Genomic DNA, 22223 nt, shown 5'->3' on the forward strand with positions numbered 1-22223 from the left:
CGTGTTATGCTACCACCAGGTGCCTCTGGGTTTCCAGAAAAGGGGTTGTAACTTATAACTCGGGTATATATAGTTTCGCTCCTCCCAAACCATTGACCGGTAAGGGAGATGCGATCGAAGTAATCAGTCAGGATGGTGGCATGTCTGCACAACCAGTAGATATTCAAATTTTTGGTCGTTCATTGAGAGTGAATTGTCCGCCTGAACAGCAAGATGCGCTGAATCTGGCCGCAGAGGATCTCAATCAACGGTTGCAAGATTTAAAAGTTCGCACTAGAGTCACCAATACAGAGCAACTGGTGTTCATCGCCGCGTTAAACATCTGCCACGAGTTGGCACAAGAGAAAGGTAAGACGCGCGACTATGCTGCAAATATGGAACAACGTATCCGCATGCTGCAGCAGACCATTGAACAAGCGTTAGTTGAGCAAGGTCGCATAACTGATCGCCAGGGCCCTAATTTTGAATAACACTTCATGGTCCTCATGCTAGAGTGACGGTGAAGTAAATTTTCTCTGAGATGTTTGCAAGCGGGCCAGTCCCCTGAGCCGATATTTCATACCAACAGAATGTGACGCTCCACAATTTGTGCGCATGCTCGGTTCGCCCGAGAAGCCTAATAGTTGTGACGGCATGTTCACCTTGAACCAAGGGTTCAAGGGTTACAGCCTGCGGCGGCATCTCGGAGATCTCCATTTAGTAGTTTTGATTCGCAAATGTTCACGTCGCCATAAGGCGACATGAGCCCAGACGCGAATCCCCCGGCTTTCATGATCATGATATAGTGGCTGCAACAGCTCACTCTGCCGGGGATATCATGTCAGCACCCTCATTTCTCGACCGCCAAGACATCCGTCAGCATGTGCGCCATTTGCGCCGTAATCTCACGTCTGAGCAACAGGAACAAGCTGCCGATCAGTTGGCTGAAAACGCCATCAATATTGCGCCAATCGCGAATGCGCATCGTATCGCACTGTTTTTGTCCGTCGACGGTGAAATCAACACCCGCCCGCTGATCGCCAAACTGTGGCAGCATAAAAAGCAGGTTTATCTGCCGGTGCTGCATCCCTTCTCGCCAGGCAATCTGTTGTTCATCCGTTACACACCCGAAACTTCACTCACGCCAAACAAGCTACGCATTCCGGAACCGCCGTTAGATATCACACAACTGGCAACGCTGGATCAGCTCGATGTCATGCTGGTGCCGCTGGTGGCGTTTGACCATGCAGGCCAACGCTTAGGTATGGGTGGCGGATTCTATGACCGCACGCTGCAAAACTGGCAGCAACATGGGTTGCTTCCCGTGGGGATTGCGCACGATTGTCAGCGTGTGGAAGCGCTGCCGGTGGCCGCATGGGATGTGCCGCTGCCCGCGATACTGACGCCATCAAAACTGTGGCAATGGGAAGCGTAAGAAGGGAAAAACAAAGGGCGCCAAGGGCGCCCTGTTTAATCAGTACAGCAGACGGGCACGGATGGTGCCCGGAATGGCCTTCATCGCCTGCAGCGCTTTATCCGCCGCATCCTGCTCAGCATCAATATCAATCACCACGTAACCCATAATCGGCGTGGTTTGCAGATACTGCGCGGCGATGTTAATACCCTGCTCGGCGAAAATCTGGTTGATAGCTGTCAGCACACCCGGACGGTTCTCATGGATGTGCAGCAGACGACTGACACTTGCCGCATGCATCGGCAGCGAAACTTCCGGGAAATTAACGGCAGACAGCGTAGAACCATTGTCCGAGTATTTCGCCAGCTTGCCCGACACTTCCAGACCAATATTCTCCTGCGCTTCCTGGGTTGAACCACCGATGTGTGGCGTCAGGATGACGTTGTCGAACTCGCACAGCGGAGAGTTAAACGGTTCGCTGTTGGTTGCAGGCTCAACCGGGAAGACGTCGATCGCTGCGCCGGCCAAATGTTTGTTCGCCAGAGCCTCACACAGCGCTGGGATATCGATCACGGTACCGCGCGCGGCGTTGATCAGTAGCGAACCCGGTTTCATTAATGCCAGCTCTTCAGCACCAATCATATTCTGCGTAGATTGCGTTTCAGGAACGTGCAGGCTCACCACATCGCTCATATTAAGCAGATCGGACAGATGGCGCACCTGGGTCGCATTACCGAGCGGCAGCTTGCTTTCAATATCGTAAAAGAACACGTGCATGCCCAGGCTCTCGGCCAGCACACCCAGCTGCATGCCGATGTGACCATAACCGATGATGCCCAGTTTCTTGCCGCGTGCTTCAAACGAACCGTTCGCCACTTTATTCCAGATACCTCGGTGCGCTTTGGCATTGGCTTCAGGAATGCCGCGCAGCATCAGCAGCATTTCGCCAATCACCAGTTCAGCAACTGAACGGGTGTTGGAGAACGGTGCGTTAAACACCGGCACACCGCGCTTCGCTGCAGCGCCGAGGTCAACCTGGTTAGTACCGATACAGAAGCAACCGACTGCCACCAGCTTTTCCGCGGCAGCAAAGATCTCTTCGGTCAGTTGGGTACGGGAACGGATACCAATGAAGTGCGCATCGCGGATGGAGGATTTCAGCGACTCCGCATCCAGCGCCCCTTTGTGAAACTCGATGTTGGTGTAGCCCGCTGCACGCAGGTTTTCCAGCGCACTCTGGTGAACGCCTTCCACCAGCAGGAACTTAATCTTGTCTTTTTCCAGTGATACCTTTGCCATTTCCCGACCCTATTCAGAATTCAATGAGGACTACCATAAGGTAGCCTTCTGTCAAAATATCAAAAATTTCGTGCGCAGCAATACAAACGATTGCCTGGGCGCCAGCACGCGCCCACGCGGAGACAGCACAATGCCGTACAAAATCGTGACATCCTGGGTGGACGAAGTACGAACTCACTGCTGATGAATCTTTTGTGACATAAGTCACCAAATTTCAGCCTGGCGAGAAAAGATGTTTTGCGGATGGAAATAACCGGCGCATCACGCGCGCCGGACAGATCATTTTACGATGGTTTTCACACCGTCAGCGGTGCCGATCAGCGCGACATCCGCGCCACGGTCAGCAAACAAGCCAACAGTCACCACACCCGGCAGCGCATTGATGGTTTTTTCCAGCTCGCCAGGATTGAGAATACGCAGATTATGCACGTCGAGAATAATGTTGCCGTTGTCGGTAATGACGTTTTGACGATATTCCGGCAAGCCGCCGAGCTTGACTAATTCACGAGCCACAAACGAACGTGCCATGGGAATCACTTCAACCGGTAGCGGGAAGTGGCCCAACACATCAACTTCTTTCGAAGCATCGGCGATGCAGATGAATTTTTTCGCCACTGCCGCAACGATTTTCTCACGCGTCAGCGCTGCGCCGCCGCCCTTAATCATCTGCATCTGCGGATTAATTTCATCAGCACCATCCACGTAAATCGACAGCTCATCAATTTCGTTGAGATCGAAAACATGAATGCCTAACGCTTTCAGTTTTGCCGTTGACGCTTCCGAACTGGAAACCGCACCTTCAATCTGATTCTTCATGGTGCCAAGCGCATCAATGAAATGCGCTGCAGTTGATCCCGTGCCCACGCCGACAATTGTGCCGGGTTCTACGTACTGCAGCGCTGCCCAACCTACCGCTTTTTTCAGTTCATCCTGGGTCATGATATGTTTAAAACCTGTGCGACATCGAAGTGCGCGTAGTATAAAACAAGGCGCTGTAAAAAAGCGCGACTGTTAGACAGCCGATTTAACGCTTTGGAAGCCAGCCCGCAAAAAAGCGTCGCAGCACAATTTGACAGTTTTATGGCATAGTAATGTCCACCCTGAACGAGAGAGAACAACAATGAAACGCCCGGATTATCGAACGCTTCAGGCGCTGGATGCTGTGATTCGCGAGCGCGGCTTTGAGCGTGCCGCACAAAAACTCTGCATTACCCAATCTGCGGTTTCGCAGCGTATTAAACAGCTGGAAAATTTATTTGGTCAGCCGCTGCTGGTGCGTACCGTGCCGCCGCGTCCAACCGAGCAGGGTCAAAAACTGCTGGCGTTGTTGCATCAGGTTGAGCTGCTGGAAGAGGAGTGGCTGGGCGACGATAATGGCGGAACCACGCCGCTGCTGCTGTCGCTCGCGGTCAACGCCGATAGTCTCGCCACCTGGCTGCTCCCCGCGCTGAAGGATGTACTGGCCGATTCGCCGGTGCGCCTGAATTTGCAGGTAGAAGATGAAACCCGCACGCAGGAACGTCTGCGTCGCGGTGAAGTGGTTGGCGCGGTGAGTATCCAGCCGCAGCCATTGCCAAGCTGCTTAGTGGATCAATTGGGCGCGCTCGATTATCTGTTCTGTGCTTCACCTGATTTTGCTGCACGCTATTTTCCGAATGGCGTAACGCGCTCTGCGCTGCTGAAAGCGCCGGCAGTGGCGTTTGATCATCTGGATGATATGCATCAGGCGTTTTTGCAGCAGAATTTTGACCTATCACCGGGCAGCGTGCCCTGCCACATCGTTAACTCGTCAGAGGCCTTTGTGCAGCTGGCGCGTCAAGGTTCGGTGTGCTGTATGATTCCGCATTTGCAGATTGAGCGGGAATTGGCGCAAGGTGAGCTGGTGGATTTGACGCCAGGTTTATATCAGCGTCGTATGCTGTACTGGCATCGATTTGCCCCGGAAAGTCGCTTAATGCGCAGCGTAACCGACGCACTGATTGCGCACGGACATCGCGTGCTGCGTCAGGATGTTTTGCCTGCGTAATAATCGGGTCGCCATCATTGGCGACCCGCATAAACCTTACGGCGTATTCGGTTTAATTTCGAAGACCACATCCACCTGATCGTCAAAATGAATACTCTGCTGCTCGTAGGTTTGCTGCGCAGTGGTATCGGCTGGTGCAGCGGCGGCTTTATACATGCGCGCCATCGGCATCGGTTGATAGTTGGCAACGTGGTAGCGAATGCTGTAAACCGAACCCAACTTAGCGTTAAACCCTTCTGCCAGTGCGCTTGCCTGCTGTGTCGCATTGGCAATCGCCACTTTGCGCGCCTTCTCTTTGTAGCTGTCTGGATTCGCGACACCCAATTCTACCGAACGGATTTCATTCAGGCCGGATTTTAACGCACCATCCAGCAGCTCATTCAGCTTGTCCAGCTGACGTAACGTCACCTGTACCTGACGCTCTGCACGATAACCTTTTAGCACCGACTTACCTTCTTTGGTGTAATCGTACTCCGGCTGCGTGCTGAGGTTTGCCGCATCAATATCTTTTTTCTCGATACCGTTCTTTTGCAGGAAATCAAAATATTGCGCCACGCGGTCATCAGCTTGTTTTTTCGCTTCCGCCGCGTCTTTCGACGAAACATTCACCACAATAGCGAGCGTCGCGAGATCTGGCGTGGCATCAACGCTTGCCTGTCCAGAAGTCACCACATGCGGTCCATTCGGCAATTCGCCTGCCTGAACGAAACCGGAGAGCGCGCCCGTGCTCATTACGGCGGCCAGCGCCAATGCTTTTAGTTTCACGAAAGTCCTCCTTGAGGGGTTCAATTTGCAGGTCGCCACTATGGCTAAACCTAAAACACATTACCATGCGTGATGCTCAGAGTTTTGAATCAACAAAAAGTTCGGGCACTCTGCTGTTTTTGCGTTGCCGCGATCGCAAATTTAGCTGCACAGATTCGCCAAAAAAACAGTTAAACGTTTCTATTAAAGAAACACAACAGAGTTCGGGAGAGTGCAATATGACAGAACAGCCGCTCAGCCAAACTGCCACCAGCGTTCGTGCTGGACGCACGCGCTTTCTGATGCTCGGTCTGGTGTTTATAAACATCATTATCAACTATATGGATCGGACAAACTTGTCGGTTGCCGCGACGCAAATGGCAGGCGAATTACGCTTCACGCCGATGGAGATGGGATTGATCTTCTCCGCATTTGGCTGGATCTACGCTGCTTTACAGATCCCCGGTGGATTTCTGATCGATCGGCTCGGCGCCCGCGTGGTGTATGGCGTGGGATTGTTCGCCTGGTCGTTAATCACCGCGTTGCATGCGCTTGCCAACAGTTTTGGTGCGCTGTTTGGTCTGCGACTCGGCGTGGGTGCGTTCGAAGCGCCAGTAATGCCGTCCAACAACCGGGTGATCTCCAGTTGGTTCCCGGAGCAGGAGCGCGCTACGGCTATCGGCATCTACTCTTCAGCGCAGTTTGTTGGTCTGGCCTGTATGACGCCGCTGCTGTTTCATCTGCAGGATGCGTTTGGCTGGCGCGGGCTGTTTTTGCTTACCGGCCTCGCGGGTATGGTGTGGGCGCTGGTGTGGTATTGGCTCTACCGCGAACCCAATCAGCATAAAGGTGTGTCCGAAGCTGAGCTCAACTATCTGCGTAACAACGGTGCGCTGCTGGAGAGCCGGCAAAACACACAGCAACCCAAAGCGCGCTGGAGCGACCTGGCGCAGATGTTCCGCAGCCGCAAACTGGTCGGCATCTATATTGGTCAGTTCACCATTTCTGCCACATTCTGGTTCTTTCTCACCTGGTTTCCGACCTATCTGGTGGAATATCGCCACATGGGTTTTATTAAGAGTGGTTATGTCGCTTCGGTGCCCTACTTCGCCGCCTTCTGCGGCGTGCTGCTGGCAGGATTCGCCTCGGATCGTATGATCCGTCGCGGTGTCTCCGCCAGCGTCGCGCGCAAGCTGCCGGTAATCCTCGGTCTGTTCCTGACGCTGTTTATCCTCGGCGCCAATTACACCAACGATTCCACACTCATCATTCTGTTTATGTCGCTAGCGTTCTTCGGCAACGGCCTGGCGACCATTACCTGGGTATTTGTGACGGCTCTGGCTCCGCGCCATTTAATTGGTCTGGCGGGCGGCGTATTTAACTTTACCGGTGCGCTGTCATCCATCGTTGTACCGATTGTGATTGGGGCGCTCATTGATGGCGACAACTTCGCTCCCGCCCTGGCATTTATCGCCGTACTGGCCGGGATTGGCATCTGCAGTTATCTGTTTATTGTCGGGAAAATCGATCATGTTAGCGCGGGCTAATCACAATTTGCGCCAGCGATTGCAGCTGTTGCAAACGCTGCGCGAGGTGCGCCTCATCGCCCTGCCAGATTTTGGCGAACGCCAATGCTGCACGGTTATTATCAATCGGCTGCGCCATGCTGATCTCACCGTCATCGCGATGCCAGATCAGCGAATCCCTGGCGCGTTTGCGCGCCAGCAGCGGGGCAATTTGCCGCCACTGTTCGTCGCTAAAACGCGGGCGCAGCGACTCATCACTCTCCGCCGCCAGCAGCGACACGCCAATGACCGATTGCCAAGCCGGCAACATGCGAAAACCCGCCAGCGCCTGGCTAGCGTTGATGCGCTCACCGGGTTCGGAGTGCCAGATGTAGATCACCTGATCTTCCCACAGCACGCCGAGCGCCACCACGATATCGCGCGGTGCATGGCGTTCCAGCTGCGGCAGCGCCTGTGCAAACAGCGAAGAACCGCGTATCGCCTGTGCCGCCAGCGCGTGAATGCCGGGGCCGGGCAGATAGCGGCGATGCTCATCCTGCGTTGTCAGTCCAATCGCCGCCATGGTCATCAGCAGACGATTGACGCGCGTACTGTTCATCCCCATCTGGCGCGCCAATTCACGACAACCTACGGCTTTATCACTGGACACCAGATATTGCAGGCAGCGAATACCGTCAATCAGGCTTTGGTTGGGTTGAGAAGACATAGATCACCTGCGGCGGGCAAAATCCAATCTTAGCCTTAGAGTCAGAGGAATGAAATGATGCAGACTTTCTCTTCACAAAATGTGCGCCACTTTCCGCAACAACGGCTACAAACGGACTTACTGATCGCCGGGGGTGGACTCGCGGGGGTGTGTGCCGCCCTGGCCGCTGCGCGCGATGGCCTTGACGTGGTGCTGATTCAGGATCGCCCGGTGTTAGGCGGTAACGCCTCGAGTGAAGTGCGTCTTTGGGCCAACGGCGCCACCTCACACATGGGTAACAACAACCGTTGGGCGCGTGAAGGCGGCATTATGGGCGAAATCATGGAGGAGAACCTGTGGCGTAATAAAGAAGGCAATCCAGTGCTGTTTGATATGGTGCTGCTGGATCTCGTGCAATCACAACCCGGTCTCACGCTGTTGCTCAACACGGTTGTTACCGATATCGAAAAATCGGGCCGCCGCTTGCAGTCGGTACAGGCGTTTAATGCCATCAACCAAACGCGTTATCAGGTTTCGGCTCAACAGTTTATCGATGCCAGCGGCGACGGTGTGTTGGGCTATTTGGCCGGCGCAGCGCATCGCGTTGGGGCTGAGTCCGTGGAAGAGTTAGGTGAGAAGATGGCACCGGGCGAGAATTTCGGCCACAAACTCGGCCACTCCATTTACTTCTACACCCAGCGCGTAGCGCAACCGGTGCGTTTTATACCGCCCTCTTTCGCACTGAAAGAGATCACCGCCATTCCGCGCTATAAACGCCTCAGCTCGCAACTGAACGGCTGCGATTTATGGTGGCTGGAATGGGGCGGACGCCTTGATACCGTGCATGAGAGCGAAACCATCAAGTGGGAACTGTGGAAAATTGTTTGGGGCGTGTGGGATTACATCAAAAACTCTGGCGAATTCCCGGATGCCGACAACCTCACCATCGAATGGGTTGGCCTGATTCCTGGCAAGCGCGAGAGTCGGCGCTTTCTCGGCGATACGATGCTTTGCCAGCAGGACATTATCGAGCAGCGCGATCATTACGATGCCGTCGCTTATGGCGGCTGGTCGATTGATCTGCATCCAGCCGACGGTGTGTACAGCGAACACGATGGCTGCCGCCAGTTCCACAGCAAAGGCACCTACACCATTCCCTTCCGCGCGCTCTACAGTCAATCGCTGGACAATCTGTTCTTAACTGGTCGCCTGATCTCCGCGACACACGTCGCCTTCGGTAGCGCCCGTGTGATGTGTACCTGCGGTGTATTAGGCGAGGTGGTTGGACGTGCGGCCGCAATCTGCCAGCAACAGCAGCTAACACCCACCGAGCTGGCGCAGCCGCAACGCGTTGGACAGTTGCAGCAGCATTTGCTGCGCCAGGGTGCGTTTATTCCGCGGCATCGGCTGTCGAATCCGGTGCGAAATGCGCATGTCACGGTAAGCAGCACTTTGCAGCTGCGCGACTTGCCCGCCGATGCCGGTTGGCAACCGCTGAAATCACGCTGTGCGCTGCTGCTGCCACTCAAAGCGGGTGAACGCTTACCCGCAATCAGCGTACAGCTACGCGTCACAAACGCGCAGAAAATGCAGGTATCGCTGCTCACCAGCGCTAATCCCGCCAATACCTGCGGCGACCGTCAACTCGCCACGCAAACTGCCACGGTAGATCAACCAGGCACTTATCGTCTGAGCTTTGATTATCTTGCCGATTACGATCGCTACGTGTTTATCGCCTTTGAGGACAACCCCGCAATTGAAGTCGCGTTGACCAGCCAGCGCTTGCCGGGCGTAATGATGGTTTTCAACAGTCTGAATCCGCGCGTGGCGAAACGCACACGTCAGATTAACGATGGCGATTACGGTGTTGATGAGTTTGATTTCTGGCTACCGCGCCGCGCGCCACAGCAGATTTTGCTGGCCTTTGCACTGGAGACGCCGCTGCAACTTTGGCACCGCGACTATCTGCTCAATGGCAGGTTACGTCCGGAACAGCACACCAACAGCTGGGTTCCGGCGCTGGATGATGCGCATCCCAGCGTGAGCTGGCAATGGGCCGAGCCGCAGCAGGCACAACACCTCACCTTACTGTTCGATAACGATTTCGATCACGCGATGGAAACCGTGCAAATGGGCCATGCACAGGCGGTGACGCCACACTGCACCACGCATTATCGCCTGTGGCTGGATGAGAGGCTATTGGCTGAAGTGACGGAAAATCACCATTCGCTCTGTCATCACGTGGTGCCAGAAGGCGTGAGTTTTAGCCAGATTCGGCTGGAGTTGATCGCCAGTGCAGGCGCGCTGCCTGCACTGTACGGATTACATCTGCATTAGAGAGCGGCAATACCCTGTCGTGCCAGCTGCATGGCGATAAACCACATCACGCCGCCAACCAGCAAATTGATGATGCGTTGTGCCCGCAGGGTGCGCAGCCGTGGTGACAGCCACGCCGCCAGCAATGCCAGGCCGAAGAACCAGATTATTGATGCGCTCACGGTGCCAAAGGCAAACCAACGGCGCGCGTCCGCTGATGGCAATTGGCTGCCGAGACTGCCGAGCACCACAAAGGTGTCGAGATAGACGTGCGGATTGAGCCAGGTGACCGCGAGAATGGTGGCGATGATGCGCCAGCGTCCTTGTTTTATCTCCGCATCAGACGCCAGCGACACATCACCCTGCCACGCACTGCGCAGCGCGCCCCAGCCGTACCACAGCAGAAACGCCACGCCCGCCCAGGTTATCAGCATCAATAAAACCGGCGATTGATTAAGCAACGCGCTGCCGCCAAAAATCCCACCGCAGATCAGTGCAATATCGCTGAGGGTACATAATGATGCAGTCATCAGATGGTAATGGCGCTTAATACCCTGATTCATGACAAAAGCATTTTGCGGACCTAACGGCAGAATCAGCGCAGCGCCAAGGGCAAGCCCTTGTAAATAAACAGATAACACAGAGTGAATCCTGAAGCTATGAAAGATGCTGTGCAGTATAGAGAGGCAAAGATATTAGAGGAAATTGAAAGAATTAATTGGCTATTAGAGTAGCTAATAAAAAGGCACCCGCAGGTGCCTTTCTTTTTTATTCGGTGCGCGCGAGCTGTTGTTGTTCGCTCTTCACCTGATGCAGATGCACATCCATCTGCGGATAAGGAATGCCGATGCCGTTCGCATCCAGCGCACGCTTGAAGTTTTTCATCAGATCCCAGTAGACGTTTTGCAGATCGCTGCTTTTGCTCCAGCAACGCACCACAAAGTTAAGTGATGAGGCCGCCAATTCATTCAGGCCGATCTGCACGCCAAGGTCTTGCAGCACGCGATCGTCCGCATCAACCACTTCACGTAACAGGCTAATGACCTGATCGACATCCGCATCGTAAGCCACGCCAATAATAAACTCGTTACGACGGATCGGTTCGCGTGAGTAGTTAACGATGTTTCCGGCAATAATTTTACCGTTTGGCACCACCACAATTTTGCCATCAGCACTTTTCAACGTGGTGGAGAAAATCTGTACGTTCTGCACGGTACCCATTACGCCGCCGAGATCGACAAACTCACCGGTTTTGAATGGACGGAAGGTCACCAGCAGCACGCCAGCCGCGAGGTTCGACAGCGACCCCTGCAACGCCAAACCCACCGCTAAACCGGCGGCACCCAGCACGGCGATCACCGAAGCGGTCTGCACCCCGACTCGTCCCAGTGCGGCAATGATAGTGAAGGCGATAACGCCGTAGCGCACCATCGCAGAGAGGAAATCCGCGACGGTGGCATCAATGTGACGTGCCAACAGTACGCGGTTAATCGCATTAGAGATGATGCGAGCGATGAACATACCGATGATGATGGTAATAATCGCCGCCACAATATTCACCGCATAGCTCAGGATCAGCGCCTGATTGCGTACCAGCCATCCACCAGCACTGTTAATGCCATCAACGACATTTAAGTCTTCCATTTGTAAGCCCTGTTATTGAGTTTCCCGCGGGAAAATGCAAAAAACTGCCAGATTGACTCCGACACTCCGAATACAAGGGTAAACAAAAATAAGGCGAAGCGCCAAAATTGGCCTGAATTCGTGGGATTTTCCGGATGAGACGCATAAAAAAAGGCCCTTTCGGGCCTTTTTTGTACTGTAAGGAAAAATTACAGTACGTCGACAGCGTTAAGCTCTTTGAAAGCTTGTTCCAGGCGAACAACCATTGAAGCCTGAGCAGAACGCAGCCAAACGCGTGGATCGTAGTATTTCTTGTTCGGGCTATCTACGCCGTTCGGGTTGCCCAGCTGAGCTTGCAGATAGTCTTCGTTCTTTTTGTAGTACTGCAGAATACCGTCCCATGTTGCCCATTGGGTGTCGGTATCGATGTTCATCTTGATTACGCCGTAACCAATAGACTCTTCGATTTCTGCAGCAGAAGAACCGGAACCACCGTGGAACACGAAGTCCAGCGCGTTGTGCGGCAGATTGTGTTTCTTAGTCACGTATTCCTGAGAATCACGCAGGATGGTCGGGGTCAGTTTCACGTTGCCTGGCTTGTACACGCCGTGCACGTTACCGAATGAAGCGGCAATGGTGAAACGTGGGCTGATTTTGCTCAGCTCGGTGTACGCGTAATCAACGTCTTCTGGCTGGGTGTACAGCGCAGATGCGTCCATGTGGCTGTTGTCCACGCCGTCTTCTTCGCCGCCGGTGCAACCCAGTTCGATTTCCAGCGTCATATCCAATTTAGCCATGCGCGCCAGGTACTTAGAAGAGATCTCGATATTCTCTTCCAGTGACTCTTCAGACAGGTCAATCATGTGAGAAGAGAACAGCGGCTTGCCGGTTTTCTTAAAGTGCTCTTCACCCGCGTCCAGCAGACCGTCGATCCACGGCAGCAGTTTCTTGGCGCAGTGGTCGGTGTGCAGAATGACTGGCACGCCATACTGTTCAGCCATCAGATGCACATGGTAAGCACCGGCGATAGCACCGAAGATTGCTGCGCCCTGTGGTTTGTCGGTTTTGAAGCCTTTACCGGCGATGAAGGCAGCACCACCATTGGAGAACTGAACGATGACCGGCGCTTTCACCTTGGCCGCAGCTTCCAATACTGCATTGATGGAGTCCGTGCCGACGCAGTTAACTGCTGGCAGAGCGAATTTGTTCTCTTTCGCTACCTGGAAAATTTTCTGAACGTCGTCACCAGTGACAACGCCGGGTTTTACGAAATCAAAAATTTTAGACATGGTTGTGTCCCGTTTCGTTACCGTTCATCCCCAACAGGGGATTGCGATTTGATTGCCCAACACAGGGCAAGCTTTCAGGCGACGCCAAAGCGCCGCCCCCAAAGAGTTACTGCTTAGCGCGCTCTTCCAGCATAGCAACTGCTGGCAGTTTTTTGCCTTCCACGAATTCGAGGAATGCGCCGCCGCCGGTAGAGATATAAGAGATCTTATCTTCGATACCGAACAGATCGATAGCAGCCAGGGTATCGCCGCCACCCGCAACAGAGAACGCATCGCTATCGGCGATAGCATTCGCCACAATTTCGGTGCCTTTACGGAAGTTCGGGAACTCGAACACGCCAACCGGACCGTTCCACAGAATGGTTTTTGCGCCTTTCAGGATGGCAGCCATTGCCTGAGCGGTTTCGTCACCGAAGTCCATAATCTCTTCGTTATCCGCTACTTCGGAAACCTTTTTCACGGTTGCCGGTGCAGTTTCAGAGAATTCCGTGCCTACGCGAGAATCGGTAGGAACCGGAATGCCGTGCTCATCACGCAGCTTTTTCGCGGCTTCAACGAAGTCTGGCTCGTACAGAGATTTACCGACGTTATTGTCGATAGCCACGAAGGTGTTCGCGATACCGCCGCCGACGATTACGGTGTCAGCAATCTTCACCAGCGACTGCAGGACATCAAATTTGGTAGAGACTTTAGAACCGCCAACCACAGCAACCAGCGGACGTTCTGGGTTGCTCATCACTTTACCCAGCGCTTCCAGCTCAGCTGACAACAGCGGACCGGCACAGGCGATAGGAGCGAATTTGGCCACGCCATGGGTAGACGCCTGAGCGCGGTGCGCAGTACCGAAGGCATCCATTACGAACACGTCGCACAGTGCAGCATATTTCTTCGACAGGCCTTCTTCGTCTTTCTTCTCGCCTTTGTTAAAGCGCACGTTTTCCAGCACCACCAGTTCGCCAGCGCCCACTTCCACGCCGTCGAGGTACTCTTTCGCCAGGGTCACGTTGGTGCCGTTCAGTTTTTCTTTCAGGTAGTTAACAACCGGCAGCAGGGAGAACTCTTCGTTGTATTCACCTTCGGTCGGACGACCCAGGTGAGAGGTAACCATCACTTTCGCGCCCTGTTTCAACGCCGCTTCGATGGTAGGCAGAGAAGCACGAATACGTGCATCTGACGTCACTTTCCCTTCTTTCACTGGCACGTTGAGATCGGCACGGATCAGAACGCGTTTACCAGCAAGATCCAGATCGGTCATCTTAATTACAGACATGGTGAACCCTCTCGTTGACTCTCATAAGTTTTGCCAGACGCAGTCCGCGTCTTACCTGAAACCGCTTGCGGCCATTGCTAACGTGGTGTCGATCATACGGTTAGCAAAGCCCCATTCGTTGTCACACCAAACCAGCGTTTTGATAAGGTGATGACCACTGACCCGCGTTTGCGTGCCATCGACTATGGCACTGTGCGGATCATGGTTAAAATCTACTGAGACTAACGGTAATTCCGTATAGTCAACTATACCACGAAACGCCCCTTCTGACGCGTTTTGCAGCAACGCATTGACCTCACACGCCTTCACCGCTTCGCGCACAGACACGCTCAAATCAATGGCTGTCACGTTGATAGTAGGCACGCGCACGGCAATCGCTTCAAAGCGATCGTTAAATTTCGGAAAAATACGGGTAATGCCAGCAGCAAGACGCGTATCTACCGGAATGATCGATTGGCTGGCAGCGCGCGTACGCCGCAAGTCGCTGTGATAAGCGTCAATCACCTGTTGATCGTGCATCGCCGAGTGAATGGTGGTCACAGTGCCCGACTCAATGCCAAAGGCGTCATCCAGCAACTTGATCACCGGGATAATGCAGTTGGTGGTGCAGGATGCGTTGGAGACAATGCAGTCAGTTTGTTTAAGAGCTTGTTCGTTTACGCCGAACACGACGGTGGCATCGAGATCGTTGCCGCCCGGATGCGAGAACAACACTTTCTTCGCACCCGCCTGCAAATGGGCTTCGCCATCAGCACGACTGCCGTACACGCCGGTACAATCCAGCACGATATCGACATTCAGTTCGCGCCACGGCAGCACATCAATTTCCGCCTGATGCAGGATGCGAATGGTGTCGTCGCCAACAAACAGCAGATCGCGTTCCTGGCGCACATCAAAGGCAAAACGTCCGTGGCTGGTGTCGTACTTCAGCAGATGCGCCATACCGGCGGCGTCTGCCAATTCGTTAATGGCGACCACGGTGATTTCAGCCCGGCGACCGGTTTCATACAGGGCACGTAATACGTTACGCCCGATACGACCAAAACCATTTATTGCTACGCGAACGGTCATCTCTACCTTCAACAACACCAGAAAAACGTGCCGATTAGCCTGAGCGTTTCACACCTTTTTGTACAGGGAATTATTACCTGTACACTCCGGAAAGCCACACGGTTTCGCTCACGACTGAAACGGTTCAGCTAGAGTAATGCAAGAGAGGAATAACGGGAATGATTGCGATCAAATGAGTGGCAGAATATTGGATCTGCGTCACAAAATTTGCCTTGGTGAATTATTACTACAGGAATAATTGAACCGTTTCAGGTCAGATACCCGTGCACTGCAGATGTGCGCGATGAATCGCGCCGCTACAGGCGGTGCATAACCGGTAGCGGCGCAATTTATTGCGCAAAATTACAGAATCGATTTCGCCGTTTTAACCACGTTTTCAACGGTGAAGCCAAACGCTTTGAACAGCTGATCCGCCGGCGCTGACTCACCGAAGGTGGTCATGCCGACGATCGCGCCGTTCAGGCCGGTGTATTTGAACCAGTAATCTGCGATTCCCGCTTCAATCGCCACGCGCGCCGCCACCGCTTTCGGCAGCACGGATTCACGGTACGCCGCGTCCTGCTTGTCGAAGGCGTCGGTGGAAGGCATGGAGACCACGCGCACCTTGCGGCCTTCTGCCGTCAGCTGCTCGTAAGCGCTCACCGCCAGTTCCACTTCCGAACCGGTGGCGATCAGGATCAGCTCCGGCGTGCCGCTGCTGTCCTTCAGCACGTAACCGCCGCGCGCCACGTTAGCCAGCTGCTCAGCGGTACGATCCTGCTGCGCCAGGTTCTGACGCGAGAAGATCAGCGCCGACGGGCCGTCAACGCGTTCGATGGCGTATTTCCACGCCACCGCCGATTCAACCTGGTCGCACGGGCGCCACAGGCTCATGTTTGGCGTCACGCGCAGGCTGGCCATCTGCTCAACCGGCTGGTGCGTCGGGCCATCTTCGCCCAGACCAATGGAGTCGTGGGTGTAGACCATAATCTGACGGATTTTCATCAGCGCGGCCATGCGTGCGGCGTTGCGCGCGTACTCGACGAACATCAGGAAGGTGGCGGTGTACGGCAGGAAGCCGCCGTGCAGCGCCAGACCGTTGGCAATCGCGGTCATACCGAACTCGCGCACGCCGTAATGGATGTAGTTGCCCGCCGCGTCTTCGTTGATTGGCTTCGAGCCGGACCACATGGTGAGGTTGCTTGGCGCAAGGTCAGCGGAGCCGCCCAGGTATTCCGGCAGGATTTTACCAAAGGCTTCGATGGCGTTCTGCGAGGCTTTACGGCTGGCGATTTTCGCCGGGTTGGCCTGCAGCTGCTCAATGAACTTCTGCGACTCGCTGGCCCAGTTTTCTGGCAGCGCGTTGTTGACGCGACGCTTGAACTCCGCGGCCAGCGCCGGATGCGCAGCGGCGTAGGCGGCAAACTTTTTGTCCCACGCGGACTCTTTCGCCTGGCCGGCTTCTTTGGCGTCCCACTGCGCGTAGATGTCGGAAGGAATTTCAAACGGACCGTGGTTCCAGCCCAGCTGCTTGCGGGTCAGCGCGATTTCATCGGCACCCAGCGGCGCGCCGTGCGAATCGTGCGTACCGGCTTTGTTCGGCGAGCCGAAGCCAATCACGGTTTTGCACATCAGCAGTGAAGGCTTATCGGACACCGCTTTGGCTTCTTCAACGGCTTTCCTGATGGCTTCTGCATCGTGACCGTCCACGCCGCGCACCACGTGCCAGCCGTAGGCTTCAAAGCGTTTGGCGGTGTCGTCGGTGAACCAGCCGTCGACGTGACCGTCGATGGAGATGCCGTTGTCGTCATAGAAGGCCACCAGTTTGCCCAGCTTCAGGGTGCCGGCGATGGAGCACACCTCGTGCGAGATGCCTTCCATCATGCAGCCGTCGCCCATAAACACGTAGGTGTTATGGTCTACGATGTCATGACCCGGACGGTTGAACTGCGCCGCCAGCGTGCGCTCAGCGATGGCGAAACCGACCGCGTTAGCGATGCCCTGACCCAGCGGGCCGGTGGTAGTTTCAACGCCCGCGGTGTAGCCGTATTCCGGGTGGCCTGGAGTTTTAGAGTGCAGCTGACGGAAGTTCTGCAGTTCGCTCATTGGCAGATTGTAGCCGGTGAGGTGCAGCAGGCTGTAAATCAGCATTGAGCCGTGACCGTTCGACAGCACGAAGCGGTCGCGATCTGCCCACAGCGGGTTAGTAGGGTTATGGTTCAGGAAGTCACGCCATAGCACTTCGGCGATGTCCGCCATGCCCATCGGGGCACCCGGATGTCCCGAATTGGCTTTCTGTACTGCATCCATACTTAACGCGCGAATGGCGTTGGCAAGCTCTTTACGAGAGGGCATCTTCTACTCCAGGTCGGATTAATGCTCCGCCACGCTTAACTTATTGTAATTAATCAGTTATAAGGCGAAGCGAGAAAAAAGTCGCACATCAATGTACATGAACATAAGGGCAAAAGTACATGCATCAGGGTGCTAAATAGCGGGTAAACGGTTGCATTTCCGGGCTTGTCTGCTAGCCATTGCACAATATGCGAGCTATAACCAAAGCGTTTAAACATCTGCGACTGTTTCAGGTGTTTGTTTTCTTTACCTTGTTACCTAAAGGATGCTGATATGAAAATGAGAGCCACCATCGTTGCTCTGGGAATGGCTTCGCTACTTAGCGGCTGTGAAGGAATGGATAATAACGCGCTGCTGCAATCCGGTGCGCAGGCTTACCAGGCCTATGCATTAAATGACTCACAGGTGAAGGCGTTAAGCGACCAATCCTGTGCGCAGATGGACAAAGATAATCAGGTTGCTCCCGCCAACAGTGAATATCAGCAGCGCCTGAATAAAATCGCCGCTGCACTGGGCGACAACATTAATGGCGTACCCGCCAACTACAAGGTGTATCAAACCAAAGACGTTAATGCGTGGGCGATGGCAAATGGCTGTATCCGCGTCTATAGCGGTTTAATGGATATGATGACCGACAACGAAGTGGAAGGCGTACTCGGCCATGAAATGGGGCACGTTGCGCTAGGACACACGCGAAAAGCGATGCAGGTGGCACTTACCACCACCGCGACACGCACTGCAGCAGCATCCGTCGGCGGCGTGATTGGCTCGCTTTCGCAGTCGCAGTTGGGTGAAATGGGTGAGAAATTAGTGAATGCGCAATTCTCGCAAACTCAGGAATCACAGGCCGATGATTACTCCTTCGATCTGCTGAAAAAGCGCGGCATCGATCCTATGGGATTAGCGACCAGCTTTGAGAAGCTCGCAAAACTGGAACAGGGCCGTCAGAGTTCGATGTTTGATTCACACCCGGATTCTGAAGCGCGCGCGCAGCACATTCGTGAACGTATTGCCGCAGACGGGAAGTAAATAGTGCTCGCGGTCCCCCATCCCGGCCTTCCCCCGTTAACGGGGGAAGGAGACGCAGCCATAGGCAGCTTCTGAACACACATATTGCAGCATCGTCCTCCCCCGTTAACGGGGGAGGACCGAGGTGGGGCAGCCCGCAAAGAACCATTAACGCTTAAACAACCCATCCACCATTGCACCCAGATCCTGGGTGTTCGATGTCTCGATGTGGCCTTGCGGCGACAGCTTATCAATCACCTGCGGCAACAAAGTGGCCAGCGTACCGGAAGCACCCTGCACATCGGTACCGAGCTTATCTGCCAGCGACTGCAGCTGATCCTGCCCAAGTGCGTTTTGGATGTCGCCGCCACCAATCGACTGATTGTCACCGCTCCCAATCCAGGTATTCAGCACCTGCCCCAGTCCGCCCTGCTGAAATTTTTGTAGCAGAACCTCAACGCCGCCTTGCTCCTGCACCCAATTCCAGATAGCCATCAATTGTTGGATTTGATTGCCCTGCCCGCTTCCGTTGCTATTTCCTAGCGATCCGACTAAATCGTCCAGTAAGCCCATAGTAGCCTCCGCAGATTAAATAAACGCCAGTAAGTGTAGCCGCAGTCAACAGGATTAACCTTTATTTGCCGCCTGCACGTGCAGCATGTCCAGCGCCAGCGTGGCTGCAGCCAGCGACGTAAGATCGGCGTGATCGTAACCTGGCGCCACTTCAACCAGGTCCATGCCGACGATGTTCATGCCCTGCAAACCGCGAATCAGCTTGGTCGCTTTATCGCTGCTCAGGCCACCAATCACCGGCGTACCGGTGCCCGGCGCGTGTGCGGGATCAAGGCAGTCGATATCAAAGGTCAGGTACACCGGCAGATCGCCGACGGTGCGCTTCACTTCCGCCAGGATATCGTCGACGCTGCGATCGTTGACCTGCGCCGCATCCAGCACGTTGAAACCCAGGCTCTTATCGAACTCGGTACGAATGCCGATCTGCACAGAGTGCTGCGGATCAATCAAACCTTCTTTCGGCGCGGTGAAGAACATGGTGCCGTGATCGAACGTTGGGCCGTTGGAATAGGTGTCGGTATGCGCATCGAAGTGGACCAGCGCCATTTTGCCAAAGTGCTTAGCGTGCGCACGCAGCAATGGCAACGTCACATAATGATCGCCACCAAAGGTCAGCATACGTTTGCCGTTAGCCAATAGTTTTTCAGCATGCGCCTGCAGTTTGTCCGACAGATCCTGTGAATCACCGAAGGCGTAAACCAGATCGCCGCAGTCCACGACGTTCAGACGCTGACGCAGATCGAAGTCCCACGGCCAACGGCAGCCTTCCCACGCCAGGTTGGTCGAGATTTGACGAATCGCGCCCGGCCCTAAGCGGCTGCCCGGACGACCCGACGTCGCCGCATCAAAAGGAACGCCAGTGATGACCCACTCAGCGTCGCTATCGTAAGGCTGGAAATTAAGCGGGAAGCGCATGAAACCGAAGGCGTTAGAAACCAGGGAGTTATCGTATTGATTGCCCAGGGTGTTATACATAATTCGTCCTCATTAAGGCGGTAATCGTTTCACCAGTTTAGGGTAAAAATAAAAAATCCCCTCCGCGTCGTTAACCCGACGAGGAAGGGATGGGTTATGGAGATTATCGCGGAGATTTCAGCCCCCTGCAATCAGCGTTCGTTTTTCAGTCAGTAAATATACGCCGGTAAAATAACGTTAACTTTGGCCTTAAAAACATGAATAAATTTAATTAACAAACCGTCAGCCATAAATAAATTAAGCCATTTCTTAAATAATAAAAAGAATTAATAAGGTAAATACGTCAAATAAAAAACAAAACTTAAATCTATCAAGTAAATTAAATTGATAGCCAAAAACACTTAGTATTATTAAACACCATTATGTAACGTTATTTAAATAAAACAGGAAAGGATTTTTAGGTGTCAGGGAATGATGTTCACCGCCATACGAGACCATGCTTTAAGAATCATCTGGTTGTGAGTAGGTTTGTGATTTATTTTTCCTCTACACATTTTACTCCTTTAAAAGTGAGATGAAGGCACCTCTTCTCTTACAGCCCTCTTAATATTTTTTCCAACATTACTGCCGCATTGTACTCAGCACATTGGTATCTGTTAAGCCAGGGGCGGTAGCGTGCAAATTATTTTATTTAGCCGATGAGAGAGTCAATGAGCAGAAGCGGATATGATGTGCAGAAATCTGCCATTAATGCATTGTTTTTTAGGGAAATACGCACGCGATTCGGCAAGTATCGCCTGGGATATCTATGGGCAGTATTGGAACCTTCAGCGCATTTACTTGTGCTACTGTTTTTTTTTGGTTTTATCATGCATCGCACCATGCCAGACATTTCATTCCCGCTTTTTTTACTGAATGGTATTATCCCCTACTTTATTTTCTCTAACATCACCCAGCGTTCGATTGGAGCAATAGAGGCTAACCAGGGATTATTCAACTATCGCCCGATAAAACCCATCGATACGATTATCGCCAGAGCTAAGTTAGAAACGGTTATTTACCTCCTGGTGTATATCATTTTAATGATTGTCGTGGGAATGACAGGAGAAACCATCACCCTTAATAATGTGCTGAAATTGGTTTTTGCGTGGGGATTGCTAATCCTGTTCTCATGCGGGATAGGGATGATATTTATGGTCACAGGACACTCTATCCCAGAAGCACAGAAGCTTTTACCCATTGTGCTAAAACCACTCTACTTTATTTCAGGAATTATGTTTCCGTTACACGCTATTCCTAAAGAGTATTGGCCCTACTTGCTGTGGAATCCGATTCTTCACGCGGTGGAACTGAGTCGGGAAGCTGTTGTAGTGGGCTATGTCAGTGATGGCGTGAGCCTGGAATATCTGGCAATTGTTACCCTGGCCACGCTCTTTATCGGCCTGGCAATATATCGCACCCGTGAAGAGGCAATGATGACATCATGATCAAGATCGAAAACCTCACCAAGTCTTATCGCACGCCAGCTGGAAGACACTATGTATTTAGAGATCTCAATCTGCACCTGCCGAGTGGTAAAAGCGTTGCAATAATTGGACGCAACGGTGCCGGCAAATCAACCTTGCTGCGGATGATCGGTGGCATTGATCAACCCGACAGCGGTTTAATTACCACAGATAATACGATCTCCTGGCCAGTAGGATTGTCGGGAGGATTTCAAGGCAGCTTGAGTGGCCGTGAAAATGTGAAGTTTGTCGCCAGGCTCTATGCCAAAAAAGATCAGCTAAAAGAAAAAATCGCCTTTGTAGAGCAGTTTGCCGAGCTCGGCAAATATTTTGATATGCCCATTAAAAATTACTCCTCTGGCATGAAATCACGTTTGGGTTTTGGACTCAGCATGGCTTTCAAATTTGACTATTATCTGGTTGATGAAGTCACGGCGGTGGGTGATGCAAGATTTAGAGCCAAATGCGCGAATTTATTCAATACACGGCATGCTGAATCGAGCTTCCTGATGGTCTCACACAATCTCAACTCATTAAAAAAATTTTGTGATATGGCCATTTACATTGGCAGAGACAACAAGGTTCTCCTCTTCGAAGATATTGACGAAGCCATCGACCAATATAGCCATGAATGGAAAAGTTAAGG

Annotated in this window: 20 protein-coding genes and 1 other RNA gene; 9 read left to right on the top strand and 12 right to left on the bottom strand. The window is 53.3% G+C overall.

Features of this window, described 5'->3' with window-relative positions:
- Positions 1 to 140: 140 nt before the first annotated feature.
- From zapA to ACRQ84_RS11275, 3 genes are all read left to right on the top strand, one after another.
- Positions 141 to 470 (top strand): cell division protein ZapA, encoded by a 330-nt coding sequence (gene zapA / locus ACRQ84_RS11265; protein ID WP_007890288.1) that lies wholly within the window; start codon positions 141 to 143, stop codon positions 468 to 470.
- Positions 471 to 509: 39 nt separating this feature from the next.
- Positions 510 to 693, top strand: a non-coding RNA gene (gene ssrS, locus ACRQ84_RS11270) — 6S RNA.
- Positions 694 to 817: 124 nt separating this feature from the next.
- Positions 818 to 1414 carry a 5-formyltetrahydrofolate cyclo-ligase gene (locus ACRQ84_RS11275; protein ID WP_483816089.1) on the top strand — a complete coding sequence of 199 codons (597 nt, stop codon included), beginning with the start codon at positions 818 to 820 and terminating at the stop codon, positions 1412 to 1414.
- 39 nt (positions 1415 to 1453) lie between these two features.
- Here ACRQ84_RS11275 and serA read toward each other — a convergent pair whose 3' ends face one another.
- Both serA and rpiA read right to left on the bottom strand, forming a co-directional pair.
- Entirely contained in the window at positions 1454 to 2692 is a 1239-nt protein-coding gene (gene serA, locus ACRQ84_RS11280; protein WP_064738110.1) for a phosphoglycerate dehydrogenase, read from the bottom strand.
- Between the two features lie 279 nt (positions 2693 to 2971).
- Positions 2972 to 3631: a ribose-5-phosphate isomerase RpiA gene (gene rpiA, locus ACRQ84_RS11285; protein WP_483816090.1), complete on the bottom strand. Its 660-nt coding sequence runs from the start codon at positions 3629 to 3631 to the stop codon at positions 2972 to 2974.
- 181 nt (positions 3632 to 3812) lie between these two features.
- Between rpiA and ACRQ84_RS11290 the strand changes: the two genes are divergently transcribed.
- A complete protein-coding gene (locus tag ACRQ84_RS11290; RefSeq protein ID WP_007890292.1) occupies positions 3813 to 4718 on the top strand; it encodes a LysR family transcriptional regulator ArgP in 906 nt (301 codons plus the stop codon).
- A 36-nt stretch (positions 4719 to 4754) separates the two neighbouring features.
- On the opposite strand, the gene ACRQ84_RS11295 is transcribed toward ACRQ84_RS11290, so the two are convergent.
- Entirely contained in the window at positions 4755 to 5483 is a 729-nt protein-coding gene (locus tag ACRQ84_RS11295; RefSeq protein ID WP_064738112.1) for an oxidative stress defense protein, read from the bottom strand.
- A gap of 218 nt (positions 5484 to 5701) precedes the next feature.
- Between ACRQ84_RS11295 and ACRQ84_RS11300 the strand changes: the two genes are divergently transcribed.
- Positions 5702 to 7009 (top strand): MFS transporter, encoded by a 1308-nt coding sequence (locus ACRQ84_RS11300; RefSeq protein WP_483816091.1) that lies wholly within the window; start codon positions 5702 to 5704, stop codon positions 7007 to 7009.
- On the opposite strand, the gene ACRQ84_RS11305 is transcribed toward ACRQ84_RS11300, so the two are convergent.
- Positions 6996 to 7694: an IclR family transcriptional regulator gene (locus tag ACRQ84_RS11305; RefSeq protein ID WP_483816092.1), complete on the bottom strand. Its 699-nt coding sequence runs from the start codon at positions 7692 to 7694 to the stop codon at positions 6996 to 6998. The two genes, ACRQ84_RS11300 and ACRQ84_RS11305, sit on opposite strands and share 14 nt — an antisense overlap.
- A 57-nt stretch (positions 7695 to 7751) precedes the next feature.
- On the opposite strand from ACRQ84_RS11305, the gene ACRQ84_RS11310 reads away from it, so the two are divergent.
- Positions 7752 to 10010, top strand: a complete 2259-nt coding sequence (locus ACRQ84_RS11310) for an FAD-dependent oxidoreductase (RefSeq protein ID WP_483817916.1) — start codon at positions 7752 to 7754, stop codon at positions 10008 to 10010.
- Here the strand turns inward: ACRQ84_RS11310 and argO are convergent.
- From argO to tkt, 6 genes are all read right to left on the bottom strand, one after another.
- A complete protein-coding gene (gene argO, locus ACRQ84_RS11315) occupies positions 10007 to 10630 on the bottom strand; it encodes an arginine exporter ArgO (protein WP_483816093.1) in 624 nt (207 codons plus the stop codon). The two genes, ACRQ84_RS11310 and argO, sit on opposite strands and share 4 nt — an antisense overlap.
- Positions 10631 to 10757: 127 nt before the next feature.
- Positions 10758 to 11633 (bottom strand): small-conductance mechanosensitive channel MscS, encoded by an 876-nt coding sequence (gene mscS, locus ACRQ84_RS11320; protein ID WP_064738115.1) that lies wholly within the window; start codon positions 11631 to 11633, stop codon positions 10758 to 10760.
- Between the two features lie 188 nt (positions 11634 to 11821).
- Complete coding sequence (gene fbaA / locus ACRQ84_RS11325) at positions 11822 to 12901, bottom strand: class II fructose-bisphosphate aldolase (RefSeq protein WP_007890299.1); 1080 nt, start codon at positions 12899 to 12901, stop codon at positions 11822 to 11824.
- Positions 12902 to 13007: 106 nt separating this feature from the next.
- On the bottom strand, positions 13008 to 14171 hold the full coding sequence (gene pgk / locus ACRQ84_RS11330; RefSeq protein ID WP_483816094.1) for a phosphoglycerate kinase: 1164 nt from the start codon (positions 14169 to 14171) through the stop codon (positions 13008 to 13010).
- Positions 14172 to 14222: 51 nt separating this feature from the next.
- Positions 14223 to 15242, bottom strand: a complete 1020-nt coding sequence (gene epd / locus ACRQ84_RS11335) for an erythrose-4-phosphate dehydrogenase (RefSeq protein WP_064738117.1) — start codon at positions 15240 to 15242, stop codon at positions 14223 to 14225.
- Between the two features lie 342 nt (positions 15243 to 15584).
- A complete protein-coding gene (tkt, locus tag ACRQ84_RS11340) occupies positions 15585 to 17576 on the bottom strand; it encodes a transketolase (protein WP_483816095.1) in 1992 nt (663 codons plus the stop codon).
- 273 nt (positions 17577 to 17849) lie between these two features.
- Between tkt and ACRQ84_RS11345 the strand changes: the two genes are divergently transcribed.
- Positions 17850 to 18605, top strand: a complete 756-nt coding sequence (locus tag ACRQ84_RS11345) for a metalloprotease LoiP (RefSeq protein WP_064738630.1) — start codon at positions 17850 to 17852, stop codon at positions 18603 to 18605.
- A 147-nt stretch (positions 18606 to 18752) separates the two neighbouring features.
- Here ACRQ84_RS11345 and ACRQ84_RS11350 read toward each other — a convergent pair whose 3' ends face one another.
- Positions 18753 to 19157 (bottom strand): YidB family protein, encoded by a 405-nt coding sequence (locus tag ACRQ84_RS11350; protein WP_064738629.1) that lies wholly within the window; start codon positions 19155 to 19157, stop codon positions 18753 to 18755.
- Positions 19158 to 19211: 54 nt separating this feature from the next.
- Positions 19212 to 20132: an agmatinase gene (speB, locus tag ACRQ84_RS11355; protein WP_007890305.1), complete on the bottom strand. Its 921-nt coding sequence runs from the start codon at positions 20130 to 20132 to the stop codon at positions 19212 to 19214.
- Positions 20133 to 20782: 650 nt separating this feature from the next.
- Here speB and ACRQ84_RS11360 point away from each other — a divergent pair.
- Both ACRQ84_RS11360 and ACRQ84_RS11365 read left to right on the top strand, forming a co-directional pair.
- On the top strand, positions 20783 to 21559 hold the full coding sequence (locus tag ACRQ84_RS11360; protein ID WP_483816096.1) for an ABC transporter permease: 777 nt from the start codon (positions 20783 to 20785) through the stop codon (positions 21557 to 21559).
- On the top strand, positions 21556 to 22221 hold the full coding sequence (locus ACRQ84_RS11365) for an ABC transporter ATP-binding protein (RefSeq protein WP_483816097.1): 666 nt from the start codon (positions 21556 to 21558) through the stop codon (positions 22219 to 22221). Before ACRQ84_RS11360 ends, ACRQ84_RS11365 begins: the two co-directional genes overlap by 4 nt.
- Positions 22222 to 22223: the final 2 nt, after the last annotated feature.

Source organism: Pantoea sp. E2023-21 (assembly GCF_051302795.1).
GTDB classification, from domain to species: domain Bacteria; phylum Pseudomonadota; class Gammaproteobacteria; order Enterobacterales; family Enterobacteriaceae; genus Pantoea; species Pantoea ludwigii_A.